Origin of the sequence: Dysgonomonas sp. 25, assembly GCF_010501075.1 — a bacterium.
In the GTDB taxonomy this organism is placed as follows: domain Bacteria; phylum Bacteroidota; class Bacteroidia; order Bacteroidales; family Dysgonomonadaceae; genus Dysgonomonas.
Map to the genome: position 1 here is coordinate 20,575 of NZ_QVMN01000007.1, position 14,025 is coordinate 34,599.

Consider the following 14,025-nt stretch of genomic DNA (forward strand, 5'->3'; position numbering starts at 1 on the left):
GACAAAGATAATTGATTTGTACAATTTAAATAACATGTTTTGGGGCGAGATGTTTAAGAAATTATGAGTTAAATAATCTATACGGGCAATATAAGCGATATCGATAAATGTCCTGTTTCGTTTTATTCTTATATTTGCAACGCACACATACTAATTCAAAAACATTGTTTTATACCATGAAAAAAATACTGATAACATTCCTTTTAGTCGCTTCCTGCATATGTTTCCTTCATGCGCAGGATATTGTTGTGGGATCGTATAATATCCGCTACGATAATCAAGGGGATGCGCAGAAAGGAAATGCCTGGCAAAGCCGTTTGCCTGTGATATCGCAGCTGATACTATTCAACGACTTTGATATTCTCGGGACGCAGGAAGTCCTGCATAATCAGTTAGAAGACCTTTCCGCTTCGTTGCCCGGTTATGCTTTCGTAGGAGTCGGACGGGACGATGGCGATACTAAAGGCGAGTATGCCCCGATATTTTATAAGAAAGATCGCTTCGAGTTGCTGAAATCCGGCCACTTCTGGCTATCCGAGCAGACCGGTTTCCCAAATAAGGGCTGGGATGCTGCTCTGCCGCGTATCTGCACCTGGGGCTATTTCAAGGATAAAAAGACAAAGAAAAAGCTTTGGTTCTTCAATCTTCACATGGATCATGTCGGTGTCGAAGCCCGCAGGCATAGCGCCATGCTCGTCCTCGAAAAAATAAAGGAGATGTGCGGAAAAGATTATGTCATCCTTACGGGAGACTTCAACGTAGATCAGACGCACAAAAGTTATGAGTTGCTGGCCGAATCGGGTGTACTATACGATTCGTACGAAAAAGCCCGTATACGCTATGTGCTTAATGGGACATTCAATGCTTTCAAAGGGGACAGGATGACCAATAGCCGGATAGATCATGTTTTTGTGTCGGGCAAATTCCGCGTAGACCGTTACGGTGTCCTGACGGATAGTTACAGAACGCCCAAGGCCGATAGTGAAGAAATGCATGTCGGCGACTTCCCGAAGGAAGTGTTTTCCACAGAAGCCGAAGTGCGCATGCCATCTGACCATTTTCCGCTGAAGGTACTGCTGTTTTACGGGAAATAGCGGGATGTCGAATTTTCGTATTGATAGATTTTGTCAACTTGATAAAAACTGCTATCTTTGCACCGCTTAATTATAAAGCCCGTAGTGTGATGGGAAATAAGGAAGCAAATTAATCCTTAATTTTGAGTAACACATTTATTTAAAAACAAAGAATGAAAACATTTGAACTAACAGGAACCAAACGTTCTGAAATTGGAAAGAAAGCAACAAAAGCGTTGCGTAATGCAGAAGAAATACCTGCTGTAATCTATGGCGGAGATGCTAAAGAAGCAACAGCTTTCTTCGTGAAAGCAAACGAAGTGCGTAAACTGATTTATACACCGGAAATTTTCTTGGTAAACCTTACGCTTGACGGAAAAGTAACAAAAGCTATCCTGAAAGATATCCAGTTTCACCCTGTAACTGACAATGTACTTCACCTCGATTTTCTTCATGTATTGGAGAAAAAGCCTATCGTTATCGACGTACCTGTTGTACTCGACGGCTTGGCAGAAGGTGTACGTGCAGGGGGTAAACTTTCACTCGACCTTCGTAAGTTGAAAGTGAAAGCGATGTATGACAAAGTTCCTGAAAAATTACATATCAATGTGGAAAAACTGGCATTGGGTAAATCTGTTCAGGTTGGCGAACTAAGCTTCGAAGGACTTGAATTGCTTAACGCTAAAAATGCCGTTGTTTGCCGCGTTCAATTGACACGTGCAGCAAGAGGTCTTGCAGCTAAAAATGCTGAATAAGATTGATTGACAAATGAAATACTTGATTGCCGGCTTGGGCAATATTGGTAGCGAATACCACTATACCCGCCACAATATAGGATTCAGAGTATTGGACGCTTTAGCAGAGGCGTCCAATGCTGTTTTTAAAGACAGGCGTTACGGCTTTGTCACCGAGATTCGTGTGAAAAATAAGACACTGGTGTTGTTGAAACCTTCCACTTATATGAATCTTAGCGGCAATGCTATCCGTTACTGGCTGAAAGAGGAGAAAATTCCGGTAGAAAACCTGCTGGTCGTTGTCGACGATTTGGCTTTGCCGTTCGGCACCCTCCGCCTCAAAGGCAAGGGCAGCGATGCAGGGCACAACGGCTTGAAGCATATACAGGATATTCTGAGTACGCAGAACTATGCCCGCCTTCGTTTTGGTGTTGGCAATGATTTCCCGAAAGGCGCGCAGGTGCATTATGTATTAAGCCCTTTCTCGGAAGAAGAAGAAAAGGAATTGCCTGCCAAATTGGAGACTTGCGGCGAGATAATCAAAACATTTTGTCTGGCCGGAATCCAAACAGCAATGAACCAGTATAATAATAAGTAGAAAACGAGTTACAAGTTACTTCGCCCGCCGGGCAGTCACAAGTAAAAGCCGAGAATATGAGCGAAAAGAAAGAAGTCCGCATCGACAAATGGCTTTGGGCAGTACGCTTATTCAAAACGCGTACCATTGCCATCGAAGCATGCAAAAAGGGGCGTATCACCATCAAAGGCGTTACCATAAAGCCTTCGCGTATGATTAAAGTAGGCGAGGTGATAGAAATCCGCAAGCCGCCGATAACCTATTCTTTCGAGGTGTTAGACCTGACCGAGAGGCGTATGGGTGCGAAGCTTGTTCCCGGATTTATAAAAGATGTCACGCCGGCTTCCGAATTGCAGATTCTGGAAATGACCAAGATAAGTGGCTTTGTAGACCGTGCGAGGGGTACGGGGCGTCCGACCAAAAAAGACCGCCGCGAGTTGGACGAATTCTTCGACGATGGATTCGATTTCGATTTTGACTTCGACGGAGAAGATTAAAGCTATTTATTTGTATCTTTGACTCTCACAGAACAAAAAAAATGTCACAACAGACAATAAATATAAAAAACAAACGGGCGACATTCGACTACGAGTTGCTCGAAACCTTTACTGCCGGAATCGTGCTGACCGGGACGGAGATAAAATCTATCCGTCTGGGAAAAGCCAGTCTGGTAGATACTTTCTGTATGCTCGAGAAAGGCGAGATGTGGGTACGCAACATGAATATTTCCGAATATTTCTATGGCTCGTACAACAATCACGCTGCTCGTCGCGACCGCAAACTATTGCTGAACAAGAAGGAGCTGAAAAAGATTGAGCGCATGGTGAAAGAGACTGGCTATACGATTGTTCCTACACGCCTCTTCCTCAACGACAGAGGATTGGCGAAGCTCAATATCGCCGTAGCGCGGGGTAAGAAGCAATACGATAAGCGGCAATCTCTGCGGGAGAAAGACGACAAGCGCCAGATGGACAGGGCAATGAAGCACTAAGGGCTATATAATCAGAACAATAAATATAAGTTGTAAAAAATATTCAGGATGCAAAACATTCGGACAAAAAATAATCTTGCGATAGACAAGCCGAAGCTACTATTATTGGCAGTGATATTAGTAGCTTTTGCGCTTATTTATATATTGAATAAGCTATATCCTCTCTTCGGCGAGGATTGGGATTACGCTTTCTTTTGGATTCCGACCAATGACCATCCCGACAGAATAGGCGGGATAATAGATGTCATAAGATCGCAGTATAATCATTATCTCTACTGGGGCGGACGGAATGTTGCACATGGAATCATTCAATACCTGATGTATCTGGGCGAGGGCTGGAGCGATTTCCTGAATACACTTGTCTTTATAGGCTTGTGCTATACAATATATCGCATTGCCAATATAGGAAAGCAAGCCAATGCGCGGCTTTTCGTCATTGTATTTCTGGCATTGTGGTTTCTGCAAATAATGTTCGTGGTTGATGTTCTGTGGCTGACGCTCAGTTGCAATTATATGTGGACTACCTTTATCATTCTTGCTTTCAGCTATCGGTACTATGCTTATTATAAAACCGGGAAGACAAAAAGCAATATCCTTCTGGCTGTCTTTTACTTCCTTTTCGGGATTGCTGCCGGATGGACGAACGAACATATGGGCGTAGCACTCCTTTTCTTCCTGGTTGTTATACTCTATCTGATCCGGTTTGTGAATAAGGATAAGCTGCCGGCCTGGGCTATCGCCGGCCTTATAGGGACATTCGTCGGCTATCTCATTTTGTTCACGGCGCCAGGCAATTATGTGCGGATGGGTGGTGAGTCCAATCTGTGGAATTTTTTTACGGTTGCAGGCTTTAAGATTGCTATCATATCATTAGGGAAAAATATACTCTGGGGGCTTTCCGTGCCTACTCTCCTGTATATCATATTTCTTTACCTTTTCAAAAAGAAGAATGTTGCAAAAGACAAGCGGAAAGTATTGTATACTTCTCATCTTTTTTTGCTGACGAGTTATGTCAGTATAGCTGCTTTGCTTTTTGCTCCGGGGGCAGCGCGCCATGTGCTGTTTGGGAGTACGGTCTTTGCCATTATAGGAGTTGTTATTTTATATGCTAATATAGATTTCGGGACGCAGATAAGGAAGCGGGTAAACATTGCAGTCTTAGCTGTTTTGCTGGTTGCTTTCGGCTTCGATTATTACCGGAAATATGCATATCTCGATTATGTACACGACTTCTGGGCGAACCGCCTGGAAATTGTGGAACAAGAGAAAGCCAAAGGAAACAAGGACGTTATATTCTACGATTTCCTCGAACGGGATTATTATTACGGCACGACGGATATGTACTATTGCGCCGATTGTTGGATGAATAGAGTATATGCCCGCTATTACGGCTTAAACTCGGTGTTGGTGATGCCACCAAGCAGATGATGATAAAGAATAGATGCAGAAGATACAGGATATATTAAAAGACAGAATACTCATCCTCGATGGGGCGATGGGTTCGTTGATACAGCGTTATAAGCTGACTGAAGAGGATTTTCGCGGCGAGCGTTTTAAGGATTCCGTTATTCTGCAAAAAGGAAATAACGACCTTTTATGCCTTACTCGCCCCGAAGTGATAGAAGCTATCCATCGCGAATATCTGGAAGTCGGTGCCGATATAATCGAAACCAACACCTTCAATGCGCAGGCTATCTCACTCGAAGACTACGATATGGCGCATCTGACGAAAGAAATCAATATCGCTGCCGCCCGCATTGCCCGCAAGATAGCAGATGAATATACGAAGCAGAACCCTGCGAAGCCGCGCTTTGTAGCCGGTTCGATAGGACCGACCAACAAGACGGCGTCGATGAGCCCGCAGGTGGAGAATCCTATCTTCCGTGCAGTGACGTTCGACGACTTGCATGCTGCATACAAAGAGCAAATCGAAGGGTTGATAGACGGAGGCGTCGACCTTTTATTGGTTGAAACGATTTTCGATACCTTGAATGCTAAAGCGGCCTTGTTTGCTGCCGAAGAAGTGCGTAAAGAGCGCAATATCGACCTGCCGATAATGGTTTCCGTTACGCTTTCGGACAAAGGCGGACGAACACTATCGGGGCAGACTATCGGGGCTTTTCTGGCATCTGTCGACCATATCGACTACCTCTCCATCGGGCTGAACTGTTCGTTTGGCGCGTCGGATATGAAGCCTTTCCTCAAAGAACTGGGAAGGTTAGCACCAACCTATATTTCATCGCATCCGAATGCCGGATTGCCGAATCAGTTCGGCGAATATGACGAGACGCCCGAAATAATGGCGAAGCAGTTGAAAGAATTTATCGACGAAGGTCTGGTTAATATTCTCGGAGGATGCTGCGGGACTACCCCTGCCCATATCGCGCAATACGCCAAACTGGTAGAAGGTGCCAAACCGCATGTTCCGGCTAAAAAGACGGATAATATGTGGCTCTCGGGCTTGGAACTGTTAGATGTTTCGCCCGAAATCAATTTTGTCAATATCGGCGAGCGTTGCAATGTTGCCGGTTCGCGCAAATTCTTACGTTTAATCAAAGAAGAAAAATACGAGGAAGCCCTCACCATCGCCCAACAACAGGTCGAGAACGGAGCACAGGTAATCGACATCAACATGGATGACGGATTGCTGGATGCCGTGAAAGAGATGACCACATTCTTGCATTTGCTGGCATCCGATCCCGATGTGTCGCGCGTTCCGTTTATGATTGACTCGTCTAAATGGGAAGTATTGGAAGCCGGATTGAAATGCGTACAGGGCAAACCCATTATCAACTCCATATCCCTCAAAAACGGCGAGAAGGAATTTATCCGTCAGGCGCGATTGATAAAGGCTTACGGAGCAGCCGTTATCGTGATGGCTTTTGACGAAGCCGGTCAGGCCGATACTTTCGACCGTCGCATCGAGATTTGCGGACGGGCATATAAACTGTTAGTCAACGACGGCTTCGAGCCGAAAGATATTATATTCGATCCCAACATCCTCGCCATTGCCACAGGTATCGAGGAGCATCGCAATTATGCAGCCGATTTCTTAGATACTATTACATGGATTAAGAAGAACCTGCCGCATGCCAAAATCAGCGGCGGGGTGAGCAACCTTTCGTTCTCTTTCCGTGGTAACGATTATGTACGCGAGGTGATGCATTCGGTCTTTCTCTACCATGCTATTCAGCGTGGTATGGATATGGGCATTGTCAATCCCGGGCAATCGGTCGTGTATGACGATATATTGCAGGATTTGCGGAACTTGGTCGAAGATGTGATTTTCAACCGCAGGGCTGAAGCCACCGATGAGTTGATCGAATATGCCGAGCGGCTCAAAAACGAGCAGACAGGGCAAAAAGAACAGAAACAGGATGAATGGCGCAAAGGTTCGCTGGAAGAGCGCATCGAATATGCCCTGATAAAGGGAATCAGCGACTATCTCGAAGAAGATTTGACAGAAGCTTTGCAGGTCTATCCCAAGGCGGTGGATATTATCGATAAGCCGCTGATGGGCGGGATGAATAAAGTCGGCGATTTGTTCGGAGCAGGAAAGATGTTCCTGCCGCAAGTGGTGAAAACTGCCCGTACCATGAAGCGTGCGGTAGCTATCCTGCAACCGACACTGGAAGCGCAAAAGGCTTCATCTTCAGGAAGTAATAAGGCAGGAAAGCTGATTATTGCTACCGTGAAAGGCGATGTACACGACATCGGCAAAAATATCGTTTCCATCATTCTGGCTTGTAACAACTACGAAGTCATCGATTTAGGTGTGATGACGCCGCCCGAAGTCATTATTCAGCGGGTGAAAGAGGAGCAGCCTGATATCTTATGTCTTAGCGGGTTGATTACTCCATCGTTAGAGGAAATGACGATTGTAGCCCACGAAATGGAAAAGGCGGGCTTCAACATTCCGCTGATGATTGGCGGAGCGACGACCTCCAAGCTGCATACGGCATTGAAGATAGACCCGAAATATAATAACGGTATGGTTGTGTATGTCAAAGACGCTTCGCAAGCGCCTGTGGCTGCTAATAAGTTGTTGAATCCTACGACGAAAGACGATTATATAAATGAGATAAAAGACGAATATTCCATCCTTAGAGCAAATGCAGGAGATAAAAAGCCCGACTTACTGCCTTATAACGAGGTGCTGACAAAAGGACTGAAAATAGATTGGGCTGCTTACCAAGCCCCTGAACCTAAGGTTAAAGGGAAGCAAATCCTGCGTCATATACCTGTCAATGAGATTGTTCCGTATATCGACTGGAAGTTCTTTTTCCATTCGTGGAACCTCTCGGCTCGTTATGCCACTATCCATACGACGGACGATTGTCCTTCATGTAGGGCGTCGTGGCTGAATGCTTTTGACGAGAGCGAACGCGAAAAGGCTTCGGAAGCCATGAAACTCTATAAAGATGCTAACACGATGCTCGATCGCATGGTGTATGATAAGGTCGATTACATCGGGGCTGTGTTCGGTATCTACGAGGCAAACAGCGAAAACGAATGCATCTATATCGACGGAATACCTTTCCCGATGCTGCGTCAACAGAAGAAGAACGAGCAGGATATTTACCTGTCTTTGTGCGACTTTGTTGCGCCAAAATCGACGGGTAAAAAAGATTATGTCGGCGGCTTCACAGTGAGTGCCGGACTGGGCAAAGCCCATGAGGTGATGATGCGCTATCAGACACAAGGTGAAGAATATCAGGCGCTTTTGATGAAATCGGTATTAGACCGTCTGGCCGAAGCGGCAACCGAATGGCTGCACGCCCGTATCCGCCGCAACTATTGGGGATTTGCTGAAGATGAGCATATCTCTGTGAATGATATGTTTACGCTCAAATACCGGGGTATCCGCCCGGCTGTTGGTTATCCGTCTATTCCCGATCAGTCGATTAACTTCTTATTGAATGATAACCTGTTGCAATCGAATGAGATAGGTGTAGAACTGACCGAGAACGGGGTGATGTTGCCGAATGCCTCGGTGAGCGGCATTATTATCGCACATCCGCAATCGAAGTATTTTGTAATCGGTCATATATCAGACGAACAGGCAGTTGCCTATACCAAAAATAGGGGAGAGGATGCCGAAAAAATCCGTAAATTCTTAGCAGCTAATTTGGGGTAAAAAAAGTGCCTTACAATAAGGCACTTCCGTTTATATTCAATTTAAATTCCAACCCGAAGAACTTGGCAGCTTTGCGGCACAATTTCATACGCGACATAAATATCTCGAAATAATCCATAACAGCCGATATCGTGGTATCGATTGTCAGGTGGAGTGTTATGCTTTTCTTCTCCTTATCTATCTTTAAATCAGTTTCTTCTACGGCATAATTTACGCGGTCGTGTATGTCCGAATCTATCGTCTCACGGTTGCGGACGCGGCTGCGGCGTACATCCGTTTTGTCGGCAATGATAAGGGCTGCTGCAACGGCATTAACAGGGAAGGCCGTTGCCTCGTCGTGATTGCCGATGGCTGTGATGACGGCAGCAATGTCTTCGTAAGGCATACCCATTTTGTCCAATATGCGGAAAGCCATCACAGCACCGCTTTGAGCATGGTCGGCGCGGTTGATAACATTGCCGATGTCGTGCATATAAGCGGCTATCCGGGCTAATTCCACTTCGTTTTCGCTATACCCGAGGTCGCGGAGAAGATCGCCCGCCACTATTGCGCATTTGCTACAATGTGCAAAGCTATGTTCGGTAAAGCCCAGCACTTTGAGCGAAGCGTCGGCTTGCTTGATATATGTTTTTACTTCCTCGGAATTTTTGATGTCTGCAAAGGTTATTTTGTTGCTCATCCCTTATATTGTTGTTTTATGATCTGTACAAAGATAGCTCTTTTCGGAAACAAAAAACATACGCAACCGGACGATTACGTATGTTTCTATATGTATAATTTTTCTATCGGAGATTAGCCTATCACATGCATGGCATCCATTACGATTTTCAGCAGGAAGAGCGCTGCAATAATATATACTGCCACCGATACGTCCTTGAATCGTCCTGCACATACCTTGATAAAGGTGAAGCTAAGCATACCGAATACGATACCTTCGGCAATGCTGTAGGTGAAAGGCATGAACGCAATGGTGATGAATGCCGGCAGGCCTTCTGTGATGTCGCTGAAATCAATCTTGGAAACAGACGAAATCATAAATAATCCCACGATAACCAATGCCGGAGCGGTGGCCGCCGGAGGAACCATGAGGAAGAGAGGCGCGAAGAACAGCGCCAGCGCAAACATCAAGGCTGTCCCTACTGCCGTGAGGCCTGTGCGTCCGCCCGAAGCGACGCCGGATGTACTTTCCACGAAAGAGGTTATCGTACTTGTTCCCAAGATAGCACCCACAGTAGTACCCGCTGCGTCGGCAAACAAGGCTCTCTTCATCTGCGGGAAGTTGCCGTCTTTGTCGGTGATGCCCATTTTGGAAGTAACGCCGATAAGCGTCCCGACCGTATCGAACAGGTTGACGAAGAGGAAAGTAAATACGACTATCAGCATGTCGAACGAAAAGATGTGTTCCCACTCGAATTTGGCGAATATAGGTGCCAGAGACGGAGGCAGGGAAACGACAGCTCCTTTCGGCAACGATACATCGCCTAATATCAACCCGAATATGGTAGATATAATAATACCTATCAGTATAGCCCCATTTACATTTTTAGCGAGCAACACGGCTGTGATGAGTAACCCGAGCATGGCAATCCATACCCCGTGGTCGGAGAAATCGCCGAGTGTCAATAATGTATGTGGATGGTCGACAATAATATTGGCATTCTTCAATCCGATAAGTGTGATAAACAGCCCGATTCCGACGGGTATCGCTTCTTTCAGTACACGGGGGATGCTTCTCACTATCAATTCGCGTACGTTGAAGAAAGTAAGGATAAGGAAAATTATTCCTTCTATGAATACGGCTGTCAAAGCGAATTGCCAGCTATAGCCCATCGTAATGACGACCGAATAGGCAAAGAAGCTGTTCAATCCCATTCCCGGAGCTTGGGCAACCGGCAGATTGGCAAAAAATGCCATAAAGAGCGTGCCGAATACGGCTGCGAGCGCTGTTGCCGTGAACAACGCCTGACGGTCCATTCCTGCATCGGCAAGGATATTCGGGTTCACGGTGAGGATATAAGACATCGTGAGGAAAGTGATAAGCCCTGCTATCAACTCTTTTTTGATGGATGTCCCGTTTTTGCTCAGTCCGAAGAATTTATCTATTGCTTTTTTCATCGAATACTAAAAATCAAAAGTTCCACTTCGCAGCGATTGTCGGGTTGACATACGCTTTGTTGCCATAGAAATTGCTGCTGATTTCGATTTCCGAGCCGAAAGACAGGTTTTTGTCTACATTGTACCAGAACTGCGGTTCGGTGAGTACAATCCATTTTTTTCCACCTTTTCCGGTAGTTCTGTTTTTGTTTTCGGTCCAAAGGTCGAAGAATCCCGATAAAGTTACTTTATCGTTGCATAGGTTCACGCCATAGGTGAATGTCCATTGGAAGTCGTTACTTACTTTTTTGAAAGCGTTGTACTTATATACCAGATATGTCCCGAAGTTTACTTTTCCGAACAGGGTTGTGCTATAAGATGGTCCTACGAGATAGGCATTCGGGATGCTGTAATCGGCATCATTAGCCGGAACAATCCCCCCATTAAACTCGACATGCGCACGGATAGGCAGGTTTCCGAGATTCTGGTCGCGGGAAATCTCCAGATAGGCAAGGCCTATATTTCCTTTGCTGCGGTTGAAGTCTACATCGACAAATCCGAAAGTCGAACCCCATTTGTCGGCTTTGAACATCTCGAATGTGGCAGTGAAATAGTTGCGGTCAAAATCCTTGTGCAATCCACCTCTCGGATCGAAGTGTAATTGCAGGTTTTGTGCAAAAACAGAACCAACTGATACCAATAAACAAAAAATGATAAGTAACTTTTTAGTCATAAGGCAATTGTTTTTTATTAAGATTAATTGTTTTTTGACGGGAGCAAAAATACAATATTATGCTTACATATTTTATAAATTGACAACATAATTTAAAGGTTTGTTCAAAACTAAAAAAGGGATTGCGCCGGGTTGTTTTGTCGCCAAGAAAGCTTACTTTTGTGGTGCATATTTTAAACAATCATCTGATGGATTTTATAGACCTTCTGTCCTACGAATTTTTTCGCAATGCCTTGCTGGGCAGCCTGTTTGCCTCTGTTGCCTGTGGGATAATCGGCACGTATATCGTTATCAGGCGATTGGTTTTTGTGAGTGGCGGCATCACACATGCTTCGATGGGAGGGATAGGCATCGGTTTGTATGCCGGAATCAACCCGATATTAGCCGCTTTATTGTTCTCGGTTTTTTCGGCTTTCGGTATCGAATGGCTGTCGTCTAAACAGGGGATTCGCGAGGATTCGGCTATCGCTACGCTCTGGTCGCTGGGGATGGCTATCGGGATTATCTTTATCTACCTGACGCCCGGTTTTGCGCCGAATATATCCGATTATCTGTTTGGTAATATATTGACAGTGACGAAGATGGATATTCTCTTGCTGGCTATTCTGTCTTTTGTCCTTATCGTTGTTTTTGTCCTCTTTCGCAGGGAAATCCTCTATACCGCTTTCGACCCCGATTTTGCACGCACGCGTAATTTGCCGGTGACATTTATCAAATATGTGATGATGTTTTTTATCGCTGTCACCATTGTGCTGTCTATCCGGTTGGTAGGGATTGTTCTGTTGCTGTCGATACTTACCGTTCCGCAGATGACAGCCAATCTGTTCACTTCCAACTTCAACAAAATGATAGGGTGGTCTGTTTTGATAGGCTTTGCGGGGTGTATCGCAGGGCTACTTCTCTCGGTCGAGCTGGATGTGCCGTCGGGGGTATTTATTATTTTCACCCAGATATTAATCTTCCTCGTAGCACGTATAATCGTCCGCCTTCGCCAGAAAGGCAGGCAGATGAAATCGCTTTAGCAGTCTTTCTTTTTCGATAATATATTCCGAAGTGAGATTTCCCGTACACTTGTTTTGCGGAAAAGCAACGCGCCGATACAGATGCCTATAGCCAGCGTGAACAGCAGCGATGCGGTCAACGTCAGATAGTGTGCCGCATTGATGAGTATAGTAGGATCTTGTTTGGCCTGCTCGAGATCGGTGAGCTTTATTCCCGCCAGCATGGTGCGGTAGGCAAACAATCCCGGTATCATGGTGATGCAGGCAGGCATGGTGAATACAACAGGCGGACTGTCTACCTTGTGGGCGGCAAATATGCCGATGAGCCCGATAGCTACCGACCCGGCAAGGGTTGCCGTGATGAGCCCCATATCACACGCCACCAGAACGAAGCGGATGCAATGTCCCATCCCTCCGAGCAGTCCGGCTACGACCAGAAGGCGTTTGGATGTCCCGAAAAGGATTCCCCAGCCGACAGCCACAATAAAGGCTACGGCAAAGTCGCGAAGGACAGTGAAGACGGTAAAATCCATTTCCATATCAATTGAAATTATTGATTCCTAAAAGCGTGATACATAGGGTCATGCCTGCGGCAATACACAGCAATACAAATCCGGCGAACAATGCCCTGTTGAGTGCCGAAAGCAAATAGCCTTCTATCAGGTCTATCACTGTATTGATGAGCGGAACGCCCGGGATGAGGTAGAGCACGGCGGTTGCCATAGCTGCCTCGGGGTGTATGCCTACGCCGAGCCTGTAGCCGGCACCCGAAATAAGGGTGGTGACGAATGCGGCGGCAGCTATCCCCAGCATCGAGTTGAAGCGGAGATTGTCTATCTTTCTGCGGATAAGAAAGCCTATCGACGCCCCTGCAAAGGCTATGAGTGCATTGTACAGGTCGCCCATCGAAAAAAGGCATAATCCTGCGCAGGACAGGCCGACGGCCAAAGCGATGATAAAGCTGTTGTAGCCTTTTTCTCCTTTGATTTTGGTAAAACGTTTTTCGACCGTCTCTATGGAGAGCTTGTTATCCCATACTTCCCACGAAAGGTGCGATATTTCGGTGATTCCGGCAAAGTGTACGTTGTGCGAAGGGGCATTCCGGTAGCTGGTGACCGAATTAGCGGGGTTGTTCTGGTCTTTGACGGTTATCAATAACCCTTTGAACGACGGATTCATATCTACATCGAAGCCCCACGTAGCAGCCAGACGTCCCAGATTACTGGTTATCCGCCCGCAATGCGCTCCCGAAGCCATCAGGTATGTTCCCATATCCAACAACAAATCGGCAAATCGTTGAGCCGGTATTTTCTCCTCTGGTGTCATTGTTCAGCCTATTATTGAAAATCGTTTCAAAAGTAATGCTTTTATTTATGATAGCATTTTAATTCTTTTTACTTTTGTATGGATATAGATATTTTATCTATACCATAGAAAATACTTAACAAATGAGCTGCCGGATATGTTGGTTTATCATTTGAAAAAGTATTGTGACTAACAAAAGTAACTTTGCGAAGAATGTTCGAAACAAGTAGAGGAATGTTACTTTTTGGGAGTTTTGTCATGCCGAAGTTTGTCTGAGGCATCTCTTTCCGATAGTGTGAGGAAAAAAGATGACACTGAGTTTCACAGAGGTGACAATGAGATACACTGAGAAAAGTAACTCGATAAAAAATACCGAAAAT

General features: G+C 45.6%; 13 protein-coding genes. 8 read left to right on the forward strand and 5 right to left on the reverse strand.

Annotation, left to right across the window (positions count from 1 at the left end):
• Positions 1-176 precede the first annotated feature (176 nt).
• From D0T66_RS11355 to metH, 7 genes are all read left to right on the forward strand, one after another.
• Complete coding sequence (locus D0T66_RS11355; RefSeq protein WP_163357416.1) at positions 177-1,094, forward strand: endonuclease/exonuclease/phosphatase family protein; 918 nt, start codon at positions 177-179, stop codon at positions 1,092-1,094.
• 152 nt (positions 1,095-1,246) lie between these two features.
• Positions 1,247-1,828: a 50S ribosomal protein L25/general stress protein Ctc gene (locus D0T66_RS11360; RefSeq protein WP_163357417.1), complete on the forward strand. Its 582-nt coding sequence runs from the start codon at positions 1,247-1,249 to the stop codon at positions 1,826-1,828.
• Positions 1,829-1,841: 13 nt separating this feature from the next.
• Positions 1,842-2,405, forward strand: coding sequence for an aminoacyl-tRNA hydrolase (pth, locus tag D0T66_RS11365; protein ID WP_163357418.1), 564 nt, complete (start codon positions 1,842-1,844; stop codon positions 2,403-2,405).
• A 56-nt stretch (positions 2,406-2,461) separates the two neighbouring features.
• Positions 2,462-2,881, forward strand: coding sequence for an RNA-binding S4 domain-containing protein (locus D0T66_RS11370; RefSeq protein WP_163357419.1), 420 nt, complete (start codon positions 2,462-2,464; stop codon positions 2,879-2,881).
• A 41-nt stretch (positions 2,882-2,922) separates the two neighbouring features.
• Entirely contained in the window at positions 2,923-3,375 is a 453-nt protein-coding gene (smpB, locus tag D0T66_RS11375) for an SsrA-binding protein SmpB (RefSeq protein ID WP_163357420.1), read from the forward strand.
• Between the two features lie 48 nt (positions 3,376-3,423).
• The gene (locus tag D0T66_RS11380; RefSeq protein WP_163357421.1) at positions 3,424-4,803 is read left to right on the forward strand and encodes a DUF6056 family protein; all 1,380 of its coding nucleotides are present in this window, start codon (positions 3,424-3,426) and stop codon (positions 4,801-4,803) included.
• A gap of 13 nt (positions 4,804-4,816) precedes the next feature.
• Positions 4,817-8,512 (forward strand): methionine synthase, encoded by a 3,696-nt coding sequence (metH, locus tag D0T66_RS11385; protein ID WP_163357422.1) that lies wholly within the window; start codon positions 4,817-4,819, stop codon positions 8,510-8,512.
• Positions 8,513-8,522: 10 nt separating this feature from the next.
• On the opposite strand, the gene D0T66_RS11390 is transcribed toward metH, so the two are convergent.
• The 3 genes from D0T66_RS11390 to D0T66_RS11400 form a co-directional block, all read right to left on the reverse strand.
• Positions 8,523-9,191 carry an HD domain-containing protein gene (locus tag D0T66_RS11390; protein WP_163357423.1) on the reverse strand — a complete coding sequence of 223 codons (669 nt, stop codon included), beginning with the start codon at positions 9,189-9,191 and terminating at the stop codon, positions 8,523-8,525.
• Positions 9,192-9,304: 113 nt separating this feature from the next.
• On the reverse strand, positions 9,305-10,627 hold the full coding sequence (locus D0T66_RS11395) for an NCS2 family permease (RefSeq protein ID WP_163357424.1): 1,323 nt from the start codon (positions 10,625-10,627) through the stop codon (positions 9,305-9,307).
• Positions 10,628-10,640: 13 nt separating this feature from the next.
• Positions 10,641-11,339, reverse strand: a complete 699-nt coding sequence (locus D0T66_RS11400; protein ID WP_163357425.1) for a DUF5020 family protein — start codon at positions 11,337-11,339, stop codon at positions 10,641-10,643.
• A gap of 188 nt (positions 11,340-11,527) precedes the next feature.
• On the opposite strand from D0T66_RS11400, the gene D0T66_RS11405 reads away from it, so the two are divergent.
• A complete protein-coding gene (locus tag D0T66_RS11405) occupies positions 11,528-12,361 on the forward strand; it encodes a metal ABC transporter permease (protein ID WP_163357426.1) in 834 nt (277 codons plus the stop codon).
• Here D0T66_RS11405 and D0T66_RS11410 read toward each other — a convergent pair.
• Together D0T66_RS11410 and D0T66_RS11415 are read right to left on the reverse strand one after the other, a co-directional pair.
• Positions 12,358-12,879 (reverse strand): threonine/serine exporter family protein, encoded by a 522-nt coding sequence (locus tag D0T66_RS11410; protein WP_163357427.1) that lies wholly within the window; start codon positions 12,877-12,879, stop codon positions 12,358-12,360. The two genes, D0T66_RS11405 and D0T66_RS11410, sit on opposite strands and share 4 nt — an antisense overlap.
• Position 12,880: 1 nt before the next feature.
• The gene (locus D0T66_RS11415) at positions 12,881-13,666 is read right to left on the reverse strand and encodes a threonine/serine exporter ThrE family protein (protein WP_163357428.1); all 786 of its coding nucleotides are present in this window, start codon (positions 13,664-13,666) and stop codon (positions 12,881-12,883) included.
• Positions 13,667-14,025: the final 359 nt, after the last annotated feature.